Below are 25,877 nucleotides of genomic sequence, written 5' to 3'. Positions count from 1 at the left end.
TCACGGCTGCGCCGCCGCGGCCGATTCCATGCCAGTGCGATCGGCGGGTCTCCCGCCGTTTCGCCTGCATTCCCCTGCGATTCCGTCGTGAATTCGGCGCGGTTCCGCCGTCGAATTCGCCGATCCCGCACGCCCGAATCCGAATTGCCCGTTCGGGCGCTGTGCCGTGCATTCCGGCCCGGCCCCCGAAACACCGGGCAGCGCGAAACAAAGCAGCGCCCGACGAAGCGAAGCCAACTAGCGAAGCCGAGAACAGAGCAGGGCGAAACCCAACAGAACAGCGCGGAACAGAACGGTGCGCAGCGCGCCGTGCACGGACAGCAGCGGGTCTTGACGATGAGAGGCGAGTGTCCGAAGTGGCTCGACACGGCACGGTTCAGAGCACGGCGCAGGGCATGGTCAAGGGCGCGGCCCAGGGCGCGACACTGGTGCTCGGCGGGTTGGGCGCGGACTCCCACTCGGTGGGCCTCTTCGTGCTCCGCAACGCGTTGGAGGCGGCCGGCTTCCGGGTGGTGGACCTCGGCATCCAGAACGACTTCGCCCGCTTCGCCGCGATGGCGGACGACTGCGACGCGGTCCTGATCTCCAACATGGACGGGCACGCGGAGTACTACCTGCGCGAGGTCGAGGCCCTGCCGGGAGGGTGCCTCTGGTACCTGGGCGGGCTCCCGGCGGTCGCCGGGCGTACCGGGGAGCTGCTGGCCCGCGGGTTCGCGCGGGTGTACGGCGGCTTCGTCGACACCGACGAGGTGGTCGCCGCACTCGCCGAGGACCTCGCCGGCCGGGCCCGATGTACGCCGCGCCCGTCCGTCCCTCCGGTGCCCCCGCCGCGCCCGTCGGCCCCCGCGGTGCCCCCGCCCCGCCCGGGGCGCGGTGCGGGCCCGGACCCGGCGGGCCGGGCGGAGGTCCTCGCCCAGTGGCCGACGGGCGCCGGTGCGCGCGACATCGAGGCCAACGCCGAGGTGCTCGCCGCGCGGCCCTCGCTCGCCCTGCTGCAGGGCGGCGCCGCCCGGACGCTGCTGCACCCGCGCTCGGGGGTGCGCGGAAGCGACGACCAGCAGGAGCTCTTCGCCGACCTGTACGCGGCGGGCGCGGAGGTGCTGTCCTTCCAGGTCGACTCGCTGACCCGGGACGGGCGCTACGCCGAGGTCGAACAGGTCGCCCGGGACGGCGGCGCGCTCAACGGGTTCCCGGTCGTCAACCACGGGGTGGACACGCTGCGCAGGATCAGCGCGGCCTGCCCGGTGCCGCTGCAGACCCGCCACAGCGCCCGCGATCCGCGGCTGCTGGCGGAGGTGAGCTACGCGGGCGGTGTGACGGCCTTCGAGGGCGGTCCGATCTGCTACAACATCCCGTACTACGCGGACCTCCCGCTCGCGGTGTCGCTGGCGCGCTGGCGCTACGTGGACGAGCTCACCGCCCGGTACGCGGAGCTCGGGGTGGTGCTCGACCGGGAGTTCTTCGGCACCCTGACCGCCACCCTGATCCCCCCGGCGCTCGCGATCTGCACCAACATCCTGGAGGGCCTGCTCGCGGTCGGGGCCGGGGTGCGCTCGGTGTCGCTGGCCTACGCGGAACAGGGCAGCCGCGCCCAGGACGTGGCGGCCGTCGAGGTGATGGGACGGCTCGGGCGGGAGTACCTGGGGCGCGGCGGCCGGGTGCGGGTCGCCACCGTGTTCCACCAGTTCATGGGGGCCTTCCCGGCCGACCGGGAGGAGGCCGAGCAGCTGATCCGGGAGTCGGCCCGGACGGCGGCGCTCGCCCGGGCGGACCGGGTGGTGGTGAAGACCCCGGCCGAGGCGCTGCGCATCCCGGACGTCCGCGACAACGCGCGCGGGCTGGCCCTGGCGGCCGCCGGCCTGGAGCTGGCCGCAGCGGACCAGGGCGCAGCGGACCGGGCCGCAGCTGACCGGGGCGCCGTCGACGGGATGGAGGCGCACCGGATCGAGCGGACCGCCCGGCACCTGCTGGAGGCGGTGCTCGCACTGCGCCCGGGGGACGTCGGGGGCTGCGTCGAGGAGGCGTTCGCCACCGGGGTGCTGGACGTGCCGTTCTCACCGAGCCGGTACAACGCGGGCCGGCTGCTGACCGGCCGGGACACGAACGGCGCCGTCCGCGTCATCGACCCCGGCGGGGTGCCGCTGCCGCCGGACGTCCTGGCCTTCGAGACCGAGCGGATGCGCGAGCGGCTGGCGATCGCCCGGGTGCCGCGCGCCGAGGCCTGGCGCCTGGTCGCCCGGGACGTCCTGGAGGCGAGCCGCCTGCGGGCGGGCTGGCCGCTGGACGGGCGCCGGACGATCCGGGCCGTCGGATGAACCCGGACCTCTGGCTGCCCGCCGCGGACCGGCCCGGGGCGACCAGGCGGCTGGTGATCCTCCCGCACGCGGGCAGCGGCACGGCCGTGTGGTTCCGCTGGGCCGCCGGCCTGCCCGCCGACGTCGAGGTGCGGGTGGCCAGGCTGCCGGGGCGGGAGAACCGGCTGGCCGAGCCCGCGCCGGCCTCGGCGGCGGAGGCGGTCGACGCCCTGGCCGGGGCCCTGCGGTCGCTGCCCGCGATGCCCCTGGTGGTGCTGGGCCACAGCCTGGGGGCCACGCTGGCGCACGGCCTGTGCGCCGCGGTGCCCGGCGCCGCGCGGGCGCTCGTCCTCTCGGGGGAGACGGCGCCCGGCACCCCGCGCAGCCACAACGACCTGCTGGCGCTGGGGGACACCGAGCTGGCCCGGACGGCCTCCCGGCTCTGGGGCGGCGTCCCGCCGGAGGTCCTGGACCACCCGGGCGCGCTCGCGCTGTTCCTGCCCGCGCTGCGCGGCGACCTCGCCCTGGCGGCGAGCGTGCGGGCGCCGACCGGTCCGCCGCTGGACATCCCGTTCGACGTGTTCGTGGGAGTGGACGACCCGCTCGACGAGGACGGTTGGCGCGGTTGGGCCGCCCTCACCCGCGGCGCCACCGCCTTCCACCGCCATCCGGGCGGGCACCTGGCCGTCCTCGACGTGCCGGCCGTGGCCGACCGGATCACCCGCACCTGCCTTGGGAGACTGTCGTGACGTTCCTCCACCGGGCTGTCGCCCTGGCCGAGCAGGCACCGGACGCGCCTGCGGCCACCCTCCTGTCGCCGGACACCGGACCGCTCACCCTGACCCGCCGTCAACTGATGGACCGGGCAGGCAGCGTGGCGCGACAGGTCCGCGCCCGCACCGCGCCCGGCGACCCGGTCCTGGTCGCCCTGCCGACCGGTCCGGAGCTGGTAGCCGCGCTGATCGGCGTCCTGCTGGCCGGCCGGGTCGCGGTGCCCGCCCCCGCGGACCAGGGCGCCCGGACCAGGGACCGGCTGCGCGGCATCGTCGCGGACGCCGGGTGCGGGCTGGTCCTCAGCCGGCTCGACCTCGCGGACGCGGCGGTGCCCGACCTGGCGGGCGAGCCCGACCTCCGGGTGGAGCCCGCCGACCTCGCGGTGCTCCAGTACACCTCGGGGTCGACCTCCGCCCCCAAGGGCGTCCGGGTGGGCACGGCCAACCTGGAGGCGAACCTCTCCGCGATCGAGCGGGCCTTCGACCAGCGGCACACCGACGTGGTCGCGGGCTGGCTGCCGCTCTTCCACGACATGGGCCTGGTGGGCACGCTGCTGCACCCGCTGCGGATGGGCCTGCACACCGTCCTGATGGCCCCCGAGCACTTCGTGCGCCGGCCCGAGAGCTGGCTGCGGGCCGTCTCCGACTTCGGCGTCACGACCAGCGGCGGACCGGACTTCGGGTACGCCTGGAGTGCCGACCGGGTGGATCCGGCCCGGCTGGCCGGCGTCGACCTGAGCCGCTGGCGGGTGGCTTTCACCGGGTCCGAGCCGATCTCGCCCCGCACGCTGGAGCGGTTCGCGGACGCGTTCGCCGGCCACGGCTTCCGGGCCGAGGCGCTGACGCCCTGCTACGGGCTCGCCGAGTCCACGCTGCTGGTCGCCTCCCACCCGGTCGGCACGGCCCCCCGGCCGGGCGCGGCCGGGGTGAGCTGCGGCCGGCCGCTGGAGGAGGTCGTGATCGTCGACGGCGACGGCACACCGGTCGACGGCGTCGGGGAGATCTGGGTGCGCGGCCCCAGCGTGGCCGGGGGCTACCACGGCCGGCCCGGGGACGGGTCGTTCGACGCGCACACGGCCGACGGACGCGGCGGCTGGCTGCGCACCGGCGACCTGGGCGAGCTGCGGGACGGCGACCTGTACGTCCGCGGCCGGTCCAAGGACGTGGTGATCCTGCGCGGGGAGAACCACCACGCGGCCGACCTGGAGGAGATCGCGGCCGGCGCGCAGGGGGTGCTGGCCGCCTGCGCCTTCGCCGCGCCGGGCGGCGACGGCCGGGAGCGGCTGGTGGTCGCGGTGGAGGTGCGACGGTCCGCCGGGGAGGCCGTCGAGCCGGTCCGCCGGGCCTTCCGCGAGCGGCTCGCCCTCGAACCCGACGAGGTGCTGGTGGTCCGCGGCCGCGCCCTGCCCCGGACCACCAGCGGCAAGCTCCAGCGCTCCGCCTGCCGGGACGCCTGGGCGGCGGGGGAGCTGCCGGTCCGCCACCGGTGGACGGCGGCCGCGAGCGGCCCAGGCCGCCACGGCTCGGGTCTCGACGGCACGGGTCTCGACGGCCCGGTCGAGGAGGCCCTGGCGGAGCTGTGGCGGGACCTGCTGGGAGCGGAGGTCCGCTCCGCCGACGAGAGCTTCTTCGCCGCCGGCGGGGCCAGCGTCCTGGCCGTGGAGCTCTCCGTGCGGGTGGCCGACCGCTTCGGCGTCCGGATCACGCCGGCCGAACTGCTCGCGGCCGGCACCTTACGCGCCCAGGCCGGGCTGATCGGGACGGCCCCCCGGGGCGCCGCCGCCCCGCCCGAGCCGGACAGCGCGCCGCTCTCGCTCCAGCAGGAGGGCCTCTGGCTGCTCTCCCGGCTGTCCCCGGACGCACAGCCCGCGATCCGGATCACCGTGGGCGTGCCGGCCGGCGCGGACGTCGACCTGGCCCTGTCCGAGCTGGTGCGCCGTCACCCCGGGCTCGCGACGGCCGGCCCCGACGAGCACGGCCGCCAGCACCGGACGGCGTGGAGCGCCCCGGCGGGGCGGCCCGACCCGGCGGCGGGGCACCCGTTCACGGCCGAACTCCGCGGGGACCGGCTGGAGCTGGCCTGGGACCACCGGGTGGTCGACGGCTGGTCGATCCGGGTGCTCCTGGAGGAGCTGGACGCCCTGCTGGCCGGCCGCCCGCTGCCGCCGGCCCCGCCGTCCGCACTCGCCTGGGCGCAGGCCCAGCGCGAGGCGCTGGCCGCCGGTGACGACGCCGCCGACCTGGACTTCTGGCGCGACCGGCTCTCGGCCGGCCGCACCGCGCTGCCCTGGGCCGAACCGGGCGGCGCCGAGGCCGGCCTGACCTCCCGCCGCCTGCACGGCGCCGAGGCCCTCGGCCGGCTGGCACGCGAGCTCGACACCACCCCCGCCGTGCTGGTGCTGGCCGCCGTCACGGTCGTCCTCGGCCGGCTGAGCGGCCAGCAGGAGGTCGCCGTCGGCATCCCCTTCGCCAACCGCACCCCGCCGTGGACGCGCACCGTCGGCTGCCTGGTCTCCGTGCAGCGCGCGGTGGTGCACCTGCCCGACGGCGTCACCGGCACCGAGCTGGTGCGCCGGCTGACCGCGGAACTCCAGGAGCTGCGCGGGCACTCGTCCGTCCCGCTGGAGGCCCTGCCGGGCCGACTCGGCCTGCCCGGGGACCAGGCCCGGGTCGACGTGGTCTTCGACCACCTGCACGTACCCGAGCGGGTCGGCGCCCTCACCGTGCTCGGTACCTCGCTGGACAGCCGCCCGCCGCAGGCCAAGGCCCCGCTCACGATCACCGCGGTGGAGGACGGCGGCCTGCGGCTGCACCTGCTGCGCCGGCGCTCCTACCTCGGCGACGAGATGGCCGAGGAGCTGGCCGACCAGGTGCAGCTCGCCCTGGACGCCCTGCTCGCCGCGGCCGACACCCCGTGCCTGGGCTGGTCCCTGCGCACCGCCCGGGCCGAGCGGGAACTCCCCCTGCTCACGGCGCCGCTGACCCGGCCCGACGTCCCCTCGGTGCCCGCGTCGGTGATGGCCGTCGACCCGGACCGCACCGCCCTGCGCCGCGGCGCGTCCACCTGGACGTACGGAGAGCTGCAGACCCGGGCCCTGGCGGCGGCGGGCACCCTCCAGGAGGCGGGCCTGCGCCCCGGCGACGTGGTCGGCGTGCTCGGCAGCGCCGGCTTCGACACCGTCGCCGCCGCGCTGGGCACCATGCTCGCCGGCGGCGCCGTGCTGCACCTGGACCGGCGGCTCCCGGCCGGACGGCTGGCCACCATGGTGCGGGAGTCCGGAGCCGCGCTGGTGCTCCGCGCCCAGGGCCGGGACGCCCGGGACGCCGCGCTCGGGCGGGTGCTGGAGATCGGCACCCGGCCCGGCCGGGCCGTGGCGGCCGACCCCGGCGCGCCCGCGTACGTCGTCTTCAGCACCGGGACGACGAGCGCGCCCAAGGCGATCGTCGGGACGCACCGCGGCCTCGGCCACTTCCTGGACTGGCAGCGGCGGGAGTTCGCCGTCGACGGCGGGGACCGCTTCGTGCTGCTCACCAACCTGGCCTTCGACATGGCGCTGCGCGACCTCTGGCAGCCGCTCGGCACCGGCGGGGTCCTGCACCTGCTGGAGGACCCGGAGCGGGTCGGCGGCGACCACGTGGTGCCGCTGCTCGCCGCCCGCGCAGTGACCAGGCTGCACCTGGTGCCGACGCTGGCCCGGTCCTGGCTGGCGACCGCGGAGCCCACCCCGCTGCCCGCGCTGCGCAGCGTCTTCCTGGCCGGCGAGCCGCTGAGCGGCGCGCTGGTAGAGCGGTTCCGGCGGCACTTCCCCGGCGACTACGAGGTGCTGAACTTCTACGGCCCCTCCGAGACCACCCAGACCAAGGTGTTCCACCGGGTGCCGCAGCGGCCGCCGCTGGGCGTCCAGCCGATCGGACGGCCGCTGCCGCAGACCGCGGTCACGCTGGTCAACCGGGCCGGCGCCGCGTGCGGCCTGGGCGAGTCCGGCGAGATCGTCCTCAGGACGCCCTTCGCGACCCGGGGGTACGCCAACGCGCCGCAGGCCCAGGCGGAGCGGTTCGTCCTGGACCGGTTCGGCAGCGGGGAGCCGGTCTACCGCACCGGCGACCTGGGCCGGGCCCGGCTCGACGGGACGCTGGAGATCCTCGGGCGCGGCGACCGCCAGGTGAAGGTCCACGGCGTGGCCGTCGACCCGCAGGAGGTCGCGGACCTCCTCGGCGGCCTGCCCGGAGTCCGGCAGGCCGCCGTCCGGGCCGAGCCGGGGGAGGACGGGGACCACCGCCTGGTCGCCTGGTTCGCCGCCGACCGCGGCTGGGACGACCTGCGGGCGGAGCTGGCCGACCGGCTGCCCCGGGCCCTCGTCCCCGAGCTCGCCGTGGCCTGCGAGCGGCTGCCCGTCCACCCCAACGGCAAGGTCGACCTGCGCTCGCTGCCCGCGCCCGGCCCCGCGGCGCCCGCCGCCGCCGAACCGCCGGCGGACGCGCTGGAGGCCGCCGTGCTCACGGTCTGGCGGACCGTCCTCGGCGAGCCGGACCTCGACATGCACGCCGACTTCTTCGTCCACGGCGGCCACTCGCTCAAGGCCCTCGAACTGGTGGCCGCGCTCGCCCGTGAACTCGGCCGCGACGTCCCGCTCGCCGACGTCCTGGCCGCCCGGACCCCGCGCGAACTGGCCCGCCGGCTGCCCTCGGCCTCCGGCCCGGCCGGGGCGGACCCGCCCGAGCTGGTCCGCGCGCCGGACGAAGCCCACCAGCCGTTCCCGATGACCAGGGTCCAGGAGGCGTACTGGGTCGGGCGACGGGACTTCCTGGAGCTCGGCGGCGCGGCCGCCCAGACCTACCGGGAGCTGCGCTGCCCCGCCGGCCTCGACCTGGAGCGGCTGGAGCAGGCCTTCCAACGGCTCGTCGAGCGGCACCCCTCGCTGCGCACCGTCGCCACCGAGGACGGGCGGCAGTACGTGCTGGCGCAGACGCCGCCGTTCCGGATCCGGGTCCAGGACCTGCGCCCGCAGACGGACCCCGAGGCCGGTGTGCGGCGGTGGCGGGAGGAACTCGGCCACCGGGTGCGCCCGCTGGAGGAGTGGCCGCTGATCGAAGTCCGGGCCAGCCTGCTCCCGGACGAGGTCCGGCTCCACGTCGGGATCGACGCCTGGGTGTGCGACGCCTGGTCGCGGGTGGTCCTGGTGGACGAGCTCAGGGAGCTCTACGAGCGGCCGGGGGAGGAGCTGGCGGAGCTCGGGCTGACCTTCCGCGACTACGTGCTCAGCGTGGACACCGTCGTCAAGGACACCGACCTGGAGTGGTGGCGGGGCGAGCTGGAGAGCCTGCCGGAGGCCCCCCGGCTGCCGCTGGCCCAGCGCACCGGCTCGCGCTTCGTCCGCCGCCAGGGCCGGCTGGACGACACGGCCTGGGCCGCGTTCCGCCGGCGGGCCGCCGACAGCGGCGTCACCCCGTCGGCCGCGCTGCTGGCCGCCTTCGGCTGGGTGCTCGCGCGCTGGGGGGCCCAGGACCGGCTGGCGCTGAACGTCACCGTGTTCCGCCGGCTGCCGGTGCACCCCGACGTGAACCGCATCCTCGGCGACTTCACCTCGGTGCTGCCGCACGCGATGGCCTGCCGCTGGGACGACTTCCAGGGGCACGCCCGCGACGTCCAGGCCCGGCTCTGGCAGGAGCTGGCCCACGGCTCCGTCTCCGGCGTGGACCTCGCCCGCGCGTCGGCCCGCCGCTCCGGGCGGCTCGACGCGACGGGCCTGCCCGTGGTGTTCACCAGCGCCCTGACCGCGCCCGGGTTCGGCCGCGCCTTCGACTGGGCCTGGCTCGGCGAGCTGGTCGACGGCATCTCCCAGACGCCGCAGGTGTGGCTGGACCTCCAGGTGTACGAGCACCGCGGCGAACTGCACTTCAACTGGGACGCGGTGGAGGAGATGTTCCGGCCGGAGGTGCTGGACGGCATGTTCGGGGCGTGGACCGTACTGCTGGCCGAGCTGGCCGGCGGCTCCTGGCGCACGCCCGCCCCCGAGCTGCTGCCCGAGGACCAGCGCCGGCTGATCGACGAGGCGAACGCGACCGAAGGACCGGTGCTCGCGCAGACCCTGGCGGACGGCGTGCTGGCGACCCTCGCCCGGACGCCCGACGCCCTCGCGGTGATCGACACCGACCGGTCCCTGACCTTCGCCCAGCTGGTCGAGGAGGCCGAGCGGGTCGCCGCCGCCGTGCTCGCCCGGGGCGTGCCGGCCGGCGGCCGGGTGGCCGTCCTGCTGCCGCACGGCCGGCGCCAGGCCGTCGCCGCCCTGGGCGTCGTGCTCGCCGGGGCGGCCTACATCCCGGTCGACACCGCACAGCCCGCCGAGCGCGTCGACAGGATCCTCGAAGACGCGCTGCCGGACTGCGTGCTGGACCTCGACGGCGCCCGCCCCGGCGCGATCGCCTTCGAGACCCTGCCCGCCGGCCGCGCCCGCCGGCTGCCGGACCCGGCCGACACCGCCTACCTGATCTACACCTCCGGCACCACCGGCCGCCCCAAGGGCGTCGTCATCCGCCACGAGGCGGCGGTGAACACCCTCGCCGACATCGCGGCCCGGATGGACCTGACCGACCGGGACCGGGTGCTCGCGGTCTCCCCGTTCGCGTTCGACCTGTCGGTCTGGGACCTCTTCGGCAGCTGGCGGATCGGCGCGGCGGTCGTCTACCCGGGCGACCGCGCGGACCCGCGCGACTGGGCCGCGACGGCGCACACCCACCAGGTGCGGCTGTGGAACTCGGTGCCCTCGATCATGGGCATGCTGGTCGACGCCTGGGAGGCCGACCCGGCCGTCCCGCTCCCTGCGCTGCGCACCGTCATGCTCTCCGGCGACTGGATACCGCTCCAGCTCCCGGACCGGCTGCGCACCGTCGCGCCCGAAGCCCGGCAGTGGTCGCTCGGCGGCGCCACCGAGGCCTCGATCTGGTCGATCGCCCACCGGATCGAGAAGGTCGACCCCGCCTGGTCGAGCATCCCCTACGGCCGGCCGCTGACCAACCAGACCTTCGAGGTGCTCGACGAACACCTCCGCCCGTGCCCCGTCCACGTCACCGGCGCGCTCTTCATCGGCGGACGCGGCCTCGCCGACGGGTACTGGCAGGACGAGGCCCGCACCGCCGAACGGTTCCCCGTCCACGACGGGGCGCGCCGCTACCGCACCGGCGACCTCGGGCGCCGGCTGCCCGACGGCTCCATCGAGATCCTCGGCCGGGACGACTCCCAGGTGAAGATCCGCGGCTACCGGGTCGAGCTGGGGGAGATCGAGCACGCGGTGGAGCAACTGCCCGGCGTGGAACGGGCGGTGGTCCTCGCCGTCGGCGACCCGCAGCGGGACCGCCGACTGGTGGGCTTCGTGGTGGCCCCCGGCGGCCCGACCGAGGAGGAGCTGCACCGGGGCCTGTCCGACCGGCTGCCGCCGTACATGGTGCCGTACGCCTGGCGGCTGCTGGACACGCTCCCGCTCTCCGCCAACGGCAAGGTCGACCGGGCCGCCCTGCTGCCGAGGGCACCCGCGGACCCGGCGGTGCGCGCCGCGCTCCCCACCGACTCCGAGGTGCTCGCCCAGGCCTGGACCGAACTGCTGGGCGCCCCGCCGACCGGTCCGGAGGACAACTTCTTCATGGCCGGGGGCGACTCGGTGACCTGGCTGCGCCTGTGCGCGCAGGTCGCCCGGGCCGGCTGGAGGCTGCCCGTCGCGGCGATCGCCCGGGACGCCACCTTCGGCGGCATCGGCGCCGAACTCGCCCCCGCCGAGCCGCAGCAGCCGCTGCCCGAGGGGCCCGTACCGCCCGGACCGATGCGGACCTGGCTGACGGCCAGGGGCCTGCCCGGGCACTTCAACCAGGCGGTCGTCCTGCGGCTGCTCCGGCCGCTGGACGCCGCGGCGCTGGACCGGGCGCTGGCCGCGGTGGTGGCGGCGCACCCGGTGCTCGCCTCGACCCTCGGCGCGGAGAGCGGCGGCGGGCACCTGGTCGAGCAGGGCGGGAGCGTCGCGGACGCCTGCCGGGGGTTCCCGCCGGACGGGCCGCTGCTGCGCGCCACCCTGCTCCCCGGCCGCCTCGTCCTCTGCGCCCACCACTGGATCGTGGACGCGCAGTCCTGGCGGGTCCTGGTCGCCGACCTCGAACAGGCACTGGACACGCTGGAGGCGGGCGAGCGGCCGGAGCTGGTGCCGGAGGCCACCGGGTACGCCGCCTGGTGCCACGCGGTGGCCGCCCTGCCCGCCCCCGAGCCGCCCTCGGTGGCGCAGGCGCCCGCGGCGGGCACCGAGGGCGAGGCCCTCGTCACCACCAGGGCCTTCCCGAAGGCCGGCGAGGAGGAGACGGCGGCGGCCCTGCGCACCCTGCGCTGCACCCGGGAGGAGCTGCTGCTCGCCGCCGCGGCCTGGGCCGACGGCGCCTCCACCGGGCACTGGGCGGTGGAGTTGGAGCGCCACGGCCGCAGCCTGCGGGGCGTCGACCTCAACCGCACCGTCGGCTGGCTCACCACCCTGGTGCCGCTGGCCCTGCGGCCGGGGACACCGGCCGAGGTCCTCGTCCAGGTCAAGGGCCTGCTCCGGGCGATGCCCGAGGGCGGCCTCGCGCTGGGCGCCGCCCACGCGGCCTCCGGCGGCTCCACCCCCCTCGCCGTCAACCCGCTCGGCCGCCTGGACGACCAGGCCTCCGACCGGTTCGAACTGGTCCGGGCGGCCGGGCTCCCGCTGCGTTCGGCGGACCTCCCCCGGCCCAACGAACGGCGCTGCACGCTCTTCCACCGCGACGGCGTACTGCAGGTGGAACTCGGTCACCGCGGCGACGGAGAGAGCTGGCTGGCCGCACTGGACGAGGCGCTGACACGGCTGCTGGCCACCACCGGCCGGGCCGCCGCCAGCACCCACGACTTCCCCGACAGCGGGCTCGACGATCAGGAACTACAGCGGCTGCTGGCCGGCCTGGAGAAGACAGATGACTAGGATTCAGGACATTCACGCGCTTGCCCCGTTGCAGCAGGCCATGCTGGTGCGCGCGGTACTGGAGCCGGACTCCGGGGCGTACGTCGAACAGCTGCGGATCGCCCTGGGGGCGGTGCCCGACCCGGACGCGCTCCACCGGGCGTGGGCCGAACTGGCGCGGCGCCACCCGGTGCTGCGCAGCTCGTTCCACCACGCCGGCCTCTCCGAGCCGCAGCAGGTCGTGCACGCCGAGGCGGCGCCGCCGTGGCGGGTCGAGGACTGGCGGGTCGAGGACCGGCGCGACGGCGGCGGGGCCGATCTCGACGCGCTCGCCGCCGCCGAACGCGCCCGCGGCTTCGACCTCACCCGTCCGCCGCTGTTCCGCCTGGTCCTGGTGCTGCTGCCGCACTCCGCCGTCCTGGTGTGGACCTTCCACCACCTGCTGCTGGACGGCTGGAGCCTGGGCCGGATCCTGACCGAGATCGACCAGGGGTACCGGGCGGCGCTCGACGGGCGGGCCGATCCCGCCGCGCCGGCGGTGCCGTTCGCGCACTTCGTCCGCTGGCTGCGGGCCGCCGACCCGGAGCCCGCCCGGGCCCACTGGAGCGCCCGGCTCGCGGGTGCGGCCACGGCCCCGGTCGTCGGCGAGCGCGGGGGCGGCGGCGGAGAGCGCCGGATCCTGCTGGGCGCCGAGGAGTCCGAGCTGGTCCGGGAGCTGTGCCGCCCCCGCGCGGTCACCCTGGGCACGCTGGCGGCGGCCGCCTGGGCGGCCTGTCTGGCGGAGCCCGGAGGCCTTCAGGACGTCACCTTCACCTCGCTGGTGTCGGGCCGCCCCGCCGACCTGCCCGGCGCCGACCGGATCGTCGGCATGCTCGTCAACACCGTCCCCTGCCGGGTGCACTTCGCCGCGGGCGAGAGCGTCCACGCCTTCCTCACCCGGCTCCAGGGGGAGCTGGCCCTCGACCGGCGGCACGGCTGGCAGGCGCTCGACGAGGTCGCGCGCTCCACCGGGCTCGGCCCGGTCGAGTCGGTGCTGGTGGTCGAGAACTACCCGCTCGACCGCGCGGTGATCGAGGACTCCCCGCTGGCCGTCCGCGCCGTCACCGTCCACGAGCAGGCGGACGTCCCGCTGGTGGTGGCCGTGGTGCCCGGCGAGCGGATCGAACTGCGGCTGGCCGCGCCGCCCGGAGGCCTCACCGACGCGGCGCTCGACGCCCTGGGCGAGCGGCTGGCGGCCTGGCTGGTCGACCTCGCCGAGGGCATGGACCAGGAGAGTGCCGAACTGCTCGGCCGCCGGGAGCGGCTGACCCAGCAGCGGCTGCGCGCCCGCGTGCACACGGCGCCCCCGCAGGCCGACGGCCTGGCCGAGGCGATCCTGGCCGCCGGCCCGGCCGTGGACGACGGTGACGAGAGCTGGAGCGCCGAGCGGGTCCTGGCGACCGCGCGGGAGTTCGCCCGCGCGGTCGCGACCGGGGAGCCCGGCCCCGTCGCCCTGGTCGGCGACACCGACCCGCGGACGGTGGCCAGGATCCTCGGCTGCGTCCTGGCCGGGCGGCCCTACGTACCGCTGGAGGGCACCGACCCGCGCCGACGGGAACGGATCGCCCACGCCGGCGCGCGGATCGTCGACCCGGGGCCGGCGGAGGAGCCGTCCGGCCCGGCGGACCTCGCGCCGCCGGCGCCCGACACCACCGCCTACCTGCTCCACACCTCCGGCTCGACGGGCCGCCCCAAGGCCGTCGTCCAGACCCACGCCGGGGTGTACGCGCACGCCCGGCGGTACGCCGCCGCCATCGGGCTGCGGCCGGGCGACCGGCTCTGCATGACCGCGTCCTTCGCCTACGACGCCGCCGTGATGGACATCTTCGCGGCGGCGACCGTCGGCGCGACGCTGCTCCTCGGCTCGCCCAGGCGCCACGGCCTGCGGGAGCTGCGGGAGCGGATCCTGCCCCGCGCCACCGTCCTGCACACCACGCCGAGCCTGTTCCGGCTGCTGGCCGAGGAGCGGCTGCCCGCCGGGATCAGGCTGGTGGTGCTGGGCGGCGAGGGCCTGCTGCCCTCCGACCTCGACCTGTTCGAGGCCGCCGCCCCCGCCGGCTGCGTGCTGGTGAACGGCTACGGTCCGAGCGAGAGCAGCACCGGGCTGCAGTGGTTCGCCGACCGCGGCACCCGCACGGCCCCGGTGCCGGCCGGACTGCCGGTGGCCGGCACGGAGGCCTGGATCGTCGACGCCGAGGGCCGGCGCGACGACGCGCCCTGGGCCCGCGGGGAGATCGTCCTGGCGAGCGACGCGGTCGCGCGCGGCTACCTCGGCGACGACACCGGGGCGTTCCGCGCGACGGCCGCCGGCCGCAGCTACGCCACCGGCGACCTCGGCCGCCGCCGGCCGTCCGGCTGCATCGAGGTGCTGGGGCGCCGGGACGACCAGGTGCAGATCGGCGCCGTGCGGGTGGAACCGGGCGAGGTGCGCGCCGCGCTGGCCGCCCTGCCCGGGGTGACGGCCGCCGAGGTGCTCGCGGTGGGCGACGGGGCCGAGGTGCGGCTGCACGCCTGGGTGACGCCCGGAACGCTCGACCCGGGCGTGCTGCTGCGCGGGCTGGCGGCCCGGCTGCCGGCCGGGTTCCTCCCGCGCCGGGTCGACTGCCTGGACCGGCTGCCGCTGCTCGCGAACGGCAAGGTCGACCGTGCCGCCCTGCGGTCGGGGCCGGCCATCGGGTCGGCCATCGGGTCGCCGGAGCCCGCGCCGGAGCCAGTGCTGGAGCCTGCGTTGGAGCCGGAGCTGGAGGCGGTGCTCGCCGTCTTCGCGGAGGTGGTCGGCGCCCCGGTGGATCCCGACCGGGCCCTGTTCGAACTCGGCGCCCACTCCCTCGACGCGCTGCGGATCGCGGGCCGGCTGGAGGCCCGGCTGTCCCGCCGGGTCCCGCTCCAGCTGCTCTTCGAGCACCCCGCCGCCCGCGCCCTCGCCGCCGCGCTGGCGGCCGCCCCCGGTGCGGCGGCCGCCGGCCCGATCCCGCGGGCCCGGCGGGACTGGCGCTCGGACGGCCCCGACCGGGCTCCCGTGCCGACCCGCCGGTGGCCGGGCCTGAGCCTGTTCTTCTTCGCCGGCCGGGCCGAGGACCCGGCCGCCGCCTACCGGCTGATGCTGGAGGCGTCCGTCCGCGCCGACGAGCTCGGCCTGGAGGCGGTCTGGACCCCGGAACGGCACTTCGACGAGTTCGGCGGCGTCTACCCGAACCCGTCCGTGCTCGCGGCCTTCCTGGCCGCCCGCACCCGCCGGATCAGGCTCCGGGCCGGCAGCGTGGTGCTGCCGCTGCACGACCCCGTCCGGGTCGCCGAGGAGTGGGCGGTGGTGGACCAGCTCTCCGGCGGCCGGGTGGACCTGGCCATCGCCTCCGGCTGGCACCAGCGGGACTTCGTGCTCGCCCCGGACGCCTACCGCGACCGCAGGGAGCGGCTGGCCGAGCGGATCGACCTGCTGGGCCGGCTCTGGTCGGGCGAGCAGGTCGAACTCCCCGGCCCGGACGGCGAGATGCTCGCCGTCCGGACCTGGCCGCGACCGGTCCAGGGCCGGGTGCCGCTCTGGCTCACCGCGCAGTCCGCGGAGACCTTCGAACTCGCGGGCGCCGCCGGGCACCACGTCCTGACCAACCTCAACTACAAGTCCCTGGACGAACTCGCCGAGCGGGCGGCGCGCTACCGCCGGGCCGGCGGTGGCGGCGGCCGGGTCACGGTGATGACCCACACCCTGGTCGGCGCCGGCGACCAGGAGGCGCGCGAGAGCGCGACCGAGGCCTACACCGCGTACGCGCGCCGCAACCTGGTGCTGCAACAGGCCCACGCGCGCGGCGCGGACCGCGGGTTGCGGCCCGCCGAGGCCGATGTGACGGCGCTGGCGCGGCGGTCCGCCGAGCGGATGGTGCGCTCCGGCGGGCTGGTCGGCGACCTCGACCGGTGCCGCGAGCGGCTGGCCGAGCTGGCCGAGGCCGGCGCCGACGAGGTCGCCTGCCTGATCGACTTCGGGGTGCCGGACGAGCAGGTGCTGGCGGGCGTCGAACTCCTGGGCGAGCTGGTCGAGGCGCCGGCGCGGCGCTCGGGACCGCGCTCCGCCGAACTCCCGGCCGCCCCGCTCCAGGCGCAGCTGTGGGTGCTCGACCAGCTCTCCGACGCACCGGGGACGTGGATGATCCCCACCCTGGTCCGTCTGGAGGGCCCGCTCGACCCGGCCGAGCTGCGGGAGCGGCTGCGGCAGGTGTCCGCCCGGCACGAGGCCCTGCGCACCTCCCTCCAGGAGCGGCGCGGCCGGGTGGTGCAGGTGGTGGAGCAGGACGCCACCGTCGACCTGGAGGTGCGGCCGGTGGCCGACGAGGCCGAGGCGCTGCGCCAGGCCCGGCGGATCCTGGACGAGGGCGTGGACCTCACCAAGGCCCCGCTGGTGCGGGCGGTGCTCTTCGAGGTGAGCGGCGGGCACCGGGTGCTGCTGCTCGCCTGCCACCACGCCGTCGCCGACGGCAGCTCCACGGTGGTGCTCGCCGGCGAACTGCTGAACGGCTCGTCCGGCCCGGCCCCGCTGCAGGCCGGCGACTGGGCGGCCTGGCAGGCCGCGCGCGAGGAGCGCGGCGAGCTGAAGCACCAGGAGGACTGGTGGGACGCCGCCCTGCGCGACCTGCCGCCGCGCCCGCGCCTGGGCGGCGGCGTACCGGACGGCCGGCGCGCCGTCCACCCGGTGCCGTTCGACGGCGCGGAAGCGGCCGCGCTGCGGGCCCTGTGCCGGGGCTCAGGCTCGACCGCGTTCGAGGTGGTGCTGACCGCCTTCGCCCAGGCGCTCGGCGCGGTGTCCGGGCAGGACGACCTGCTGATCGGTCTGCACCACGCCAACCGCGACCGGCCCGAACTCGAAGGCGTCGTCGGCCCGTTGGTGAACCTGCTGCCGTTCCGCGCCCGGCTGGGCGCGGACGGCGGCCCGAGCGGCCAGAGCGGGCTGGACGGCCTGAGCGGCCTGAGCGAACTGCGCCGACAGGTCCGGGAGGCGCTGGAGCACCACGCGGTGCCGTACGCCCGGCTGGCGGCCCGGCACGGGCGGGCGCGGCAGGCCGGCGCCGATCCGCTGCTGGACGCGGCGCTGCTGCACCAGAACCTGCCCGCGGTGAGCTCCGGCGGCCCGGTGCGCTGGACCAGGATCGATCTGCCGGGAGGGCGGGCGCGCTTCCCGCTCACGCTGGTGGCGACGGAGCACCCGGACGGCCTCTCGCTCCAGCTGGAGGTGGACGCCGGACTGATCCGCGAGGCCGAGGCCGAGCGGCTGGTGCACGCCCTGCGGACCGCCCTGGACGCCCTGTTGAGCGGCCCGCAGGCTCGGCCGCCGGCCCGGATCGAGGCCGGCCGGCCGCGCTACTCGGCCGGCCCGCACCTGCTGGCCGCGTTCGCCGGGCACGCCACAGAGGCGCCGGACGCGGTGGCTGTCAGCGGACCGGACGGCAGCCTCACCCGGGCCGAACTGCTGGACGCCGCCCAGCGGTTGGCCGGCGCGATCCGCTCCCGGGTACCGGCCGGCACCCGGGTGGGCGTCCAGGTGCGGCCGGGAGCGGACATGCTGGTCGCCCTCTACGGCATCCTGTGGGCCGACTGCACCGCCGTCCCGCTCGACCCGCGCACCCCCGCGGCCCGGCGCCGGCTCGAGCTCCAACTGGCCGACGTGACACTCGCGGTGGCCGACACGGAGGTGGAGGTGCCCCGGCTGGCACCCGCCCAGAGCGGCCCGCCCCGTACGGAGCGGCCGTCCGGCCGCCACCTCGCCTACGTGATCTTCACCTCCGGGTCGACCGGGGTGCCCAAGCCGGTCGCCGTCGGCCACGACAGCGTCCGCGCCCTCATCGGCTGGGCCCGCACGGCCTACTCCGACGCGGAGTTGAGCGGTGCGCTGCTGACCGCCCCCATCCGCTTCGACATGTCGGTGTTCGGCCTCTACGTGCCGCTGGCCGGCCCGGGCTCGGTGGTGGTCGTCGACGACCTGACCGCCCTGCTGGACGGCCCGCCGCCGGCCCCGGTCAGCCTCGTCTACACCGTGCCCTCCGCCCTCCGGGCCCTGCTGGGCGCCGGCCCGCTCCCCGCCACCGTACGCACCGTCAACCTCGGCGGGGAGGCGCTCGCACCCGACCTGCTGCCCGCCCTCCTCTCCCGGGTCGACCGGGTGTGCAACCTCTACGGCCCGACCGAGAGCACCTCCAACGCCTTCTTCGAGGACTACACCGAACCCGCGGAACCGACGATCGGCCGCCCGATCACCGGTACCGGCGCCTGGATCCGGGACCTCGCGACCGGCGCCTGCGCCGCCGTCGGCGAGCCGGGCGAGCTCGTGCTGACCGGCGCCGGACTGGCCGCCGGCTACCTCGGCGACCCGGGACACCCGTCGTTCACCGCCGACGGCTACCGCACCGGCGACCTCGCCCGGCTGCTCCCCGACGGCCGGACGGTCTACCTCGGCCGCTCCGACGACCAGATCAAGGTCCGCGGCCACCGCGTCCGGCTCGGCGAGATCGAGACGGCGCTCCACGCCCTGGACGGCGTCCGCGCGGCCGCCTGCCGGCACCGGGACGACGGCCTGGAGGCCTGGATCGTCCCGGCCGCGGGCTGCGACCGGGCCGCCCAGGCGGACCAGGCGCGGGCCCGCGCCTGGTCCGACCAACTGGCGGCCGCCCTCCCGGCCCACCTGCTGCCCTCGCGCTGGATCCTGCTGCCCGAACTGCCGCTGACCGGGCACGGAAAGCTCGACCGCGCCGCCCTCGCCGCCACCGCATGGGCACCGCTGCCCGCCGGCGCGTTCACCGGCCCGGCGCAGCTCCGGCTCGCGGCGGTCTGGGAGGAGGTGCTGGGCACACCGGTGCCCGACGCCGACGCCGACTTCTTCACCCTCGGCGGACACTCGCTGCTGGCCATCGCGCTCTGCCGCCGGATCGAGGACGACATGGGCGTCCGGGTACCGCTGCGCACCCTCTTCGACCACCCCACCGTGGCCACCCTGGCGGCGGCGCTGCGGGGCGCCGAACCCGCCCCGGCCACGGCCGCGGTACTGGTGCCCGACCCCGCCGCCGCCGCCGAGCCGTTCCCGCTCACCGAGCTCCAACAGGCCTACTGGGTGGGCGGCCGGGACGACCTGGAGCTCGGCAGCGTCGGCACCCAGGGCTACGTGGAGATCGACACCGGGGTCCCGGCCGAGCGGGTGGCCGCCGCGATCCGCACCCTGGTGGACCGCCACGCCATGCTGCGCGCCGTGTTCGAACCGGACGGCACCCAGCGGGTGATCACCGACCCCGGCGAGTTCCCGATCCTCGTGGAGGACCTCGGCGACGCCCCCGACGCCGAACTGCGGGCCCGCCGCGAGGCCCGCTCGCACCACCGGCAGGACCCGGCCGACTGGCCGCTGGTGCGGGTCTGGATGTCCCGGCTGAGGGAGCGCACCCGGATCCACCTCAGCGTGCCGGCCCTCGTCGCCGACGCGCACAGCGTCTACCTCCTCGCCCGCGAGCTGACCGCGCTCCTGGAGGACCGGCCGCTGCCCCCGCCCGGCCCGAGCTACCGCGACCTGGCGCTGGCCCTGGCGGCCGAGGACCGGACCGCCGACGACGCCGCGTTCGCCGAACTGGCGCCGACGTTCCCGGCCGGCCCGCTGCTGCCGCTGGCGGTCGACCAGGCCGGGCTCGACACCGTCCGCTTCGACCGCCGCGAGCTGCGACTGGACGCCGACACCTGGCGCGCCGTCCGGGAGGCCGGCGCGGCCCACGGCCTCACCCCGGCCGGCACCCTGCTCGCGGTCTACGCCTGGATCCTCGGCGCCTGGGCGGAGGACCAGGACTTCGCGATCAGCGTGACCTTCTTCGATCGGCCCCCGCTGCACCCCGAAGTGGACCGCGTGGTGGGCGACTTCACCAGCGCCCGACTCGTCCGGGCGGCCCCGGCGGCGGACCTGGGCGCCTTCGCGACCGGCGTGCAGCGCCGGCTCTGGGAGGCGCTCGACGGGCGGGCGCGCGACGCCGTCCGCTGCGTGCGCGCACTACGGCGGCTCGGCCGGCCGCACACCTTCCCCGTCGTCTTCACCAGCACGCTCGGCCTCGACGTACCGGCCCGCGGCAGCCTCGGCGAGGTGGTGTACGCGCTCACCCAGACCTCACAGGTGTGGCTGGACCACAAGGTGCGGGAGGACGCCGGCGAACTGGTCAGCACCTGGGACTTCGTGGACGGCCTGTTCCGGCCCGGCGTGGTCGAGGCGATGATGGCGGCCTTCGAGGCGACCCTGCGCACGCTGCCGGAGGACGGCTGGCGGGCACCGGCCCCCGAAGTCCCCGCCGAACAGGCGCGGCTGCGGCCCGCGGCCCTGGACGCCCGCTGGACGCGCACCGGCCCGGCCCTGCTCCACGAGACCCTGCTCCAGGAGACCCGGCTCGGCCGCCCGGACTCGGACGCCCCGGCCCTGGTGGCCCCCGACGGAGAAGTCCTGACGCGACGTCAACTCGCCGCTGCCGCATCGGCGGTGGCCGCACGCCTGGTCGCCGCCGGGCTGCGGGTCGGCGGCACGGTGGCGGTCGAGTCCCGCCACGGCTGGCGGCAGGCCGCAGCCGCACTCGGCGTGCTCGCCGCGGGCGGCGCGTTCGTCCCGGTGGACCCGGCCTGGCCGCAGCGCCGGATCGACGCCGTGCTGCGGACCGCCGGCGCCGAACTGGCCGTCGCACCGGGCGACTGGGGCGCGGGCCTGCGCACTGTCGCCCTGGACGACACCGACCGGTGGGGGCGCTGCGAGCTGCCGGACGTCCCGGTGGGCCCGCAGGACCTCGCGTACGTCCTCTTCACCTCCGGATCCACCGGGGAGCCCAAGGGCGTCGAGATCACACACGCCGGCGCCGTGAACACCATCGCCGACCTGTGCGACCGCTTCGGGCTGGACGGGGACCGCGTCCTCGGGGTCTCCGGGCTCCACTTCGACCTGTCGGTGTTCGACCTCTTCGGCAGCTGGCTGGCCGGCGGCGCCGTGGTCCACCCGGACTCCACCCGCGACCCGGCCGCCTGGACGCAGCGGCTCACCGACGAGCGGATCACGGTGTGGAACAGCGTCCCCGCCCTCGCGGAGATGCTGGTCGGCCACCTGGAGACGACCGGCACGCACCTGCCCGGGCTGCGCCTGGTGCTGCTCTCCGGCGACTGGATCCCGGTCACCCTGCCGGACCGGCTGCGCGCCGTCGCCCCCGGCTGCCGGGTGGTGAGCCTGGGCGGCGCCACCGAGGCCTCGATCTGGTCCATCGCCCACGAGATCGGCGCGTACGACCCGGACTGGGCGAGTGTCCCGTACGGCCGCCCGCTGCGGAACCAGGGCGTGCACGTCCTCGACGGCCGGCGCCACGAGCGCCCGGACTGGGTCACCGGCGAGATCCACCTCTCCGGGCTCGGCGTCGCCCTCGGCTACCGGGGCGACGAGGAGCGCACCCGCGCCGCGTTCTGGCGGCACCCCGGGACGGGCGAACGGTACTACGCCACCGGGGACCTGGGCCGCTACCGCCCCGACGGCACGATCGAGTTCCTCGGCCGGCGCGACAGCCAGGTGAAGGTCCGCGGCCACCGGGTGGAGCTCGGCGAGATCGAGGCCGTCCTGCTGGAGCACCAACAGGTGCGCCAGGCCGCGGTGACCGCGCCGCAGGGCCGGTCCGGACAGCGGCAGCTGGTCGCCCACGTAATGACGACGCTGGACCGGGCCGAGCTGCGCGCCCACCTGGCCCGGTCGCTGCCGGACGCCCACGTCCCGCGGACGCTGCGGCTGATCGACGCGCTCCCGCTCACCGCCAACGGGAAGGTGGACCGCGCGGCGCTCGACCGCGAGCCGGATCCCGGGCCGGAGCCGGAGTCGGAGCGGCCGGCGAGCACCCCGGTCGGGGACGCGGTGCTGGGCCTGGTCCGCGCCGTCCTGGAACGGGACGGGATCGGCCCGGACGACGACTTCTTCGCCCTCGGCGGGGACAGCGTCCTCGCCATCAGGCTGCTCGGCCGGGTCGAGCGGGAGCTCGGCCGGCGGGTGCCGATCCGCCGGTTCTTCGCGGACCCGACCCCCCGGGGCCTGGCCGCGCTCCTGCGGCCCGAACCCGCAGATCCTGCCGGACCCGCGGGCCCGGCCCGGGCGCTGACCGAGCGGCTGCGCGCCGACGCGGTGTGGCGCGGGGCGGTCGCCGAGCCCTCGCCCGGCCCGGTGCTGCTGACCGGCGCCACCGGAGTGCTCGGAACGGCCCTGCTGGCCGAACTCCTGGACCGCGGGCACGAGGTGCACTGCCTCCTGCGGGGCGACGCCGACTCCCGACTGGCCGCCGTGCTGCGCGCGGAGGGCCTGGAGGCGCACGCGGACCGGGCGTTCGCCTGGCCCGGCGGGCTGGACTCGCTCGGCCGCGACCTCCGGGAGCACGTCGGCACGGTGGTGCACGCGGCGGCCGACGTCTCCTTCGCGAAGGACTACGCCGCGCTGGCGCCGGTGAACGTCGAGGGCACCCGCCGGGTGCTCGAGCTGTGCGCCCGGGGGGCCGAACTCCACTACGTGTCCAGCCTGTCGGTCTTCAGCGAGCACGGTCGGGCCGCGCTGCCGGAGGACACGCCCCCGCCCGCGGACCCGCCGGGCCGCTCCGGCTACGCACAGAGCAAGTGGGTCGGGGAGAGCCTGGTCAGGTCCTTCGCGGCGGCCGGCGGCCGGGCCCACATCCACCGGGTCGCGCTGGTGCCCGACGCCCGCCCGGGCGCCGACGACTACTTCGGGGCCCTGGTGCGGGGCTGCCTGGCGGTCGGCGCCTACCCCGAGTCGGCGGACCTCGTCGTGCCGGTGGTCCGGCGCCGGGTGGCCGCCGAGGCGATCGCCGCCGCCCTGGGCACGCCGCCGCGCACCTGGCACCACCAGGAGGCCGCGCCGACCCTCGCCCAACTGGCGGCCGCCGCGGGGGCGGAGCCGGGGGCGCTGACCGCGGCCGCCCCCGAGGAGTGGCTGCGGCGCGTCGAGTCGGCCGTCGCCGACCAACCGGAGCACCCCCTGGCGCGGTACCTGGACCACCTGCGCGGCTCGCTCGGAGCCGGCGCGCTCGGACCGCTCGGTCCGCGCGGCGGCCGGCTCGACAGCACGGAGAGCCGTCGCCGCCTCGCCGAACTCGGCGTCCGGCCCGACCACGACCTCGACACCCTGCTTCGGGAGCTCCTATGACCTGGCTGTACGACTGGCCGTCGGCCGCCGGGGCGTTCCGTGCGCTCGCGGAACGCCACGGCGAACTGCACCGGATCCCGCACGGCGGGCTGGGACCGGGCGGCGAGCAGCTCTCGGTCGACGTCGCCCTGATCGGCCCCGCCGACGCCCGGCGCTGCGTCGTCGTCTCCTCCGGCCTGCACGGCGTCGAGGGCGTCGCCGGCTCCGCGATCCAGCGGGCCTGGCTGGAGGCGTACCGCGGCGGTGACACCCGGCTGGTGATGGTGCACCTGCTCAACCCGTTCGGCTTCGCCTGGCAGCGCCGGGTGGAGCAGGACAACATCGACCTGAACCGGAACTTCCTGCCGGCCGGGGAGCCCTACCGGGGCGCGCCGCCGCACTGGGACCGGGTCGGCGGCTGGCTGGCCCCCGAACGGCCGGCCAGCCGACTGGACCCGCTGCTGCCCAAGGCGCTCGTGGCACTGGCCCGGATGGGACGCCGGCCCCTGCTGCAGGCCGTCGGCGGCGGGCAGTACGAGAACGAGCGCGGCCTGTTCTACGGCGGGTCCGGGCCGGCCTCGCTCCAGCCGCTGCTCCGCGGGGCCCTCCCGGCGTGGACGAAGGGCGCGGCGGAGGTGCTGCACCTGGACATCCACACCGGCCTGGGCCGCAGCGGGGAGCTGCAACTGCTGCTGCCTCGCCTCCAGGGCACCCCGGCGGCGGACGAGCTGGTCGCCAGGTTCGGCCCGGACGCCCGGCCGGCGCTGGGGGAGGTCCGGCACTACCGGGTGCAGGGCGGGCTGGGCCCGTGGTGCGAGGCCCTGCTGCCGGACGTCCGGTACACCCTGTGCGCGGCGGAGTTCGGGTCGGTGTCCTCGACCGCCGTGCTGTCCGCGCTGCACCAGGAGAACCGCGCCTGGTTCTGGGGCGGGCGCGAGGACCGGCCGTCCGCGTGGGCGCGGGACCGGCTGGCGCACGCCTTCGCACCCCTCTCGCAGACCTGGCGCCGGCGGGTGCTGGAGCGCGGGGTCCACCTCATCGACCAGGCCCTGGAGGGCTGATGACGATCGACCGCTTGATCCGGCAGACGCACGCCCGGGTCGCGGACACCCAGCAGGGTGTCCCGACCTACTACGACCGGAGGGTGATCCGGCAGGAGGAGGAGCACGACCCGGCGTGGCGGGCGCGGTTGGAGCACCACCTCGCGGACCGGCGGGAGGGACGGTTCGTGCCGTGGACGGTCCGGGCCGGCGTCCGGCGGGAGGGGCTCGACCCGCACCGCCGCAGCGAACTCCCGGACGAGACCCTGATCATGAGCCAGGGGACGGCGCAGCCGATGCGCTGGCGCGGCGGCCACCTGTTCAAGAGCGTCTACGACTTCGCGCTCACCACCATGCTGCTGGAGGAGCTCCGGCCGGCCGCCATCCTGGAGATCGGCTCGGGCACCGGGACGAGCGCGCTCTGGCTGGCCGACCTCGCCGCGTCGATCGGCTTCCCGTGCCGGATCGTCTCGCTCGACCTCAAGCCGGTCGAAGTCTCGCACCCGGCGGTGGAGTTCGTGGTCGGGGACGCCCGCAGGATCGGCGAGGTGCTCGCCTCGGACGTGCTGGCGGCCGGGCCGCGGCTGGTGTTCGAGGACGCCCACGTCGGGGTGGCGGAGGTCCTCGGGTACGTCCACCCGAGGCTGCGGGAGGGCGACTACCTCGTGGTCGAGGACAGCGTGGGCAAGGCGGAGCAGCTGGCCGCCTTCGACGCGGCGCACCCGGGGGAGTACGCCGTGGACACCGGCTACACCGACTTCTTCGGCCGCAACACCACCAGTTGTGTCGACTCGATCATGCGGAGGATGGCGTGACCTCACTGCTGTCGGTGTTCCCGGCCGGGCTGCCGATCGGCGGCGCGGAGCCGGTCCGGGCCGCCGTGCCCGGCCTCGCCGCCCTGCTGACCTGGGGCGACCTGGAGCGGATCCTGGCGACCTCGTGCTTCGAAGGGGCCGGGAGCGAGGCCATCCGGGACGCGCTGGACCTGCCCGGGCCGGGCCTCAGCCGGGTCTGTGTGCTGACGAACGGCGAGTCGATCTGGCGGGCGCCGCGCGCCACGGCGCTCGCCGACCTCCGCACCCGGCTGCCGGGGGCGACGCTGCGGGTCGAGGCCCTCGAAGAGGTCCATCCGCCGCTGGCCGCCGTCGCGGCCGAGCTGTCGAGCGCCGGCGGGGCCGTCTACATCAACGCCTACGCGGCCTGGAGCGACAACAAGGGCCTGGCGCTGCACTACGACTACACCGACAACCTGGTGCTGCAGCTCGAAGGGCGCAAGCACTGGCGGGTCTACCGGCCGACCCGTCCGGCGGTGCGGGGGCCGGCGTCGTCGGCCTACAAGGAGGGCCTCCAGGCGGCCGCGCGCGGCGAGGGGTCGGGCGACCACCGGGGGCTGCGCGAGGTGCGGGCGGGGCTGTACTGGGAGGGCGACCTGACGGCGGGCGACGTGCTGTACGTCCCGCCGGGCTGGTTCCACGAGGTGGTTCCGGTGGGGGAGCCGACCCTGCACCTCGCCTGCGCCTACGCGGCCCCCGGCACGGCCTTCCGGGAGCCGGGGACGATCCGGCTGCCGGACGGGCTCCGGCCCCTGCCGCCCGCGTAGCGGCTGGGCCGGTGCGGGCGGCCCGGGT

Annotated in this window: 7 protein-coding genes; all 7 read left to right on the top strand. The window is 76.9% G+C overall.

The features are described 5' to 3' along the window. Positions 1–347 precede the first annotated feature (347 nt). From ACIGZJ_RS21385 to ACIGZJ_RS21355, 7 genes are read left to right on the top strand one after another with little or no spacing between them, the layout of a single operon-like run. Positions 348–2,315: a hypothetical protein gene (locus ACIGZJ_RS21385; RefSeq protein WP_396458684.1), complete on the top strand. Its 1,968-nt coding sequence runs from the start codon at positions 348–350 to the stop codon at positions 2,313–2,315. After that, positions 2,312–3,043: a thioesterase II family protein gene (locus tag ACIGZJ_RS21380; protein ID WP_396458683.1), complete on the top strand. Its 732-nt coding sequence runs from the start codon at positions 2,312–2,314 to the stop codon at positions 3,041–3,043. The genes ACIGZJ_RS21385 and ACIGZJ_RS21380 overlap by 4 nt, the downstream gene beginning before the upstream one ends. Then, entirely contained in the window at positions 3,040–12,036 is an 8,997-nt protein-coding gene (locus ACIGZJ_RS21375; protein ID WP_396458682.1) for an amino acid adenylation domain-containing protein, read from the top strand. The genes ACIGZJ_RS21380 and ACIGZJ_RS21375 overlap by 4 nt, the downstream gene beginning before the upstream one ends. After that, positions 12,029–23,230: an amino acid adenylation domain-containing protein gene (locus ACIGZJ_RS21370; RefSeq protein ID WP_396458681.1), complete on the top strand. Its 11,202-nt coding sequence runs from the start codon at positions 12,029–12,031 to the stop codon at positions 23,228–23,230. The genes ACIGZJ_RS21375 and ACIGZJ_RS21370 overlap by 8 nt, the downstream gene beginning before the upstream one ends. After that, positions 23,227–24,270 carry a DUF2817 domain-containing protein gene (locus ACIGZJ_RS21365; RefSeq protein ID WP_396458680.1) on the top strand — a complete coding sequence of 348 codons (1,044 nt, stop codon included), beginning with the start codon at positions 23,227–23,229 and terminating at the stop codon, positions 24,268–24,270. Before ACIGZJ_RS21370 ends, ACIGZJ_RS21365 begins: the two co-directional genes overlap by 4 nt. Further along, complete coding sequence (locus ACIGZJ_RS21360) at positions 24,270–25,064, top strand: CmcI family methyltransferase (protein WP_392937774.1); 795 nt, start codon at positions 24,270–24,272, stop codon at positions 25,062–25,064. Before ACIGZJ_RS21365 ends, ACIGZJ_RS21360 begins: the two co-directional genes overlap by 1 nt. Further along, positions 25,061–25,849 carry a JmjC domain-containing protein gene (locus ACIGZJ_RS21355; protein ID WP_396458679.1) on the top strand — a complete coding sequence of 263 codons (789 nt, stop codon included), beginning with the start codon at positions 25,061–25,063 and terminating at the stop codon, positions 25,847–25,849. Before ACIGZJ_RS21360 ends, ACIGZJ_RS21355 begins: the two co-directional genes overlap by 4 nt. Positions 25,850–25,877: the final 28 nt, after the last annotated feature.

The organism is Kitasatospora sp. NPDC052868 (assembly GCF_044547105.1).
Classification (GTDB): domain Bacteria; phylum Actinomycetota; class Actinomycetes; order Streptomycetales; family Streptomycetaceae; genus Kitasatospora.
Note: the sequence above shows the minus strand (reverse complement) of the source record. Positions and strands in the feature narration are given on the sequence as shown.

Coding starts and splice junctions, on each gene's coding strand:
- ACIGZJ_RS21380 (WP_396458683.1), top strand. CDS start 2,312: ATGAACCCGGACCTCTGGCTGCCCGCCGCGGACCGGCCCGGGGCGACC.
- ACIGZJ_RS21370 (WP_396458681.1), top strand. CDS start 12,029: ATGACTAGGATTCAGGACATTCACGCGCTTGCCCCGTTGCAGCAGGCC.
- ACIGZJ_RS21365 (WP_396458680.1), top strand. CDS start 23,227: ATGACCTGGCTGTACGACTGGCCGTCGGCCGCCGGGGCGTTCCGTGCG.
- ACIGZJ_RS21360 (WP_392937774.1), top strand. CDS start 24,270: ATGACGATCGACCGCTTGATCCGGCAGACGCACGCCCGGGTCGCGGAC.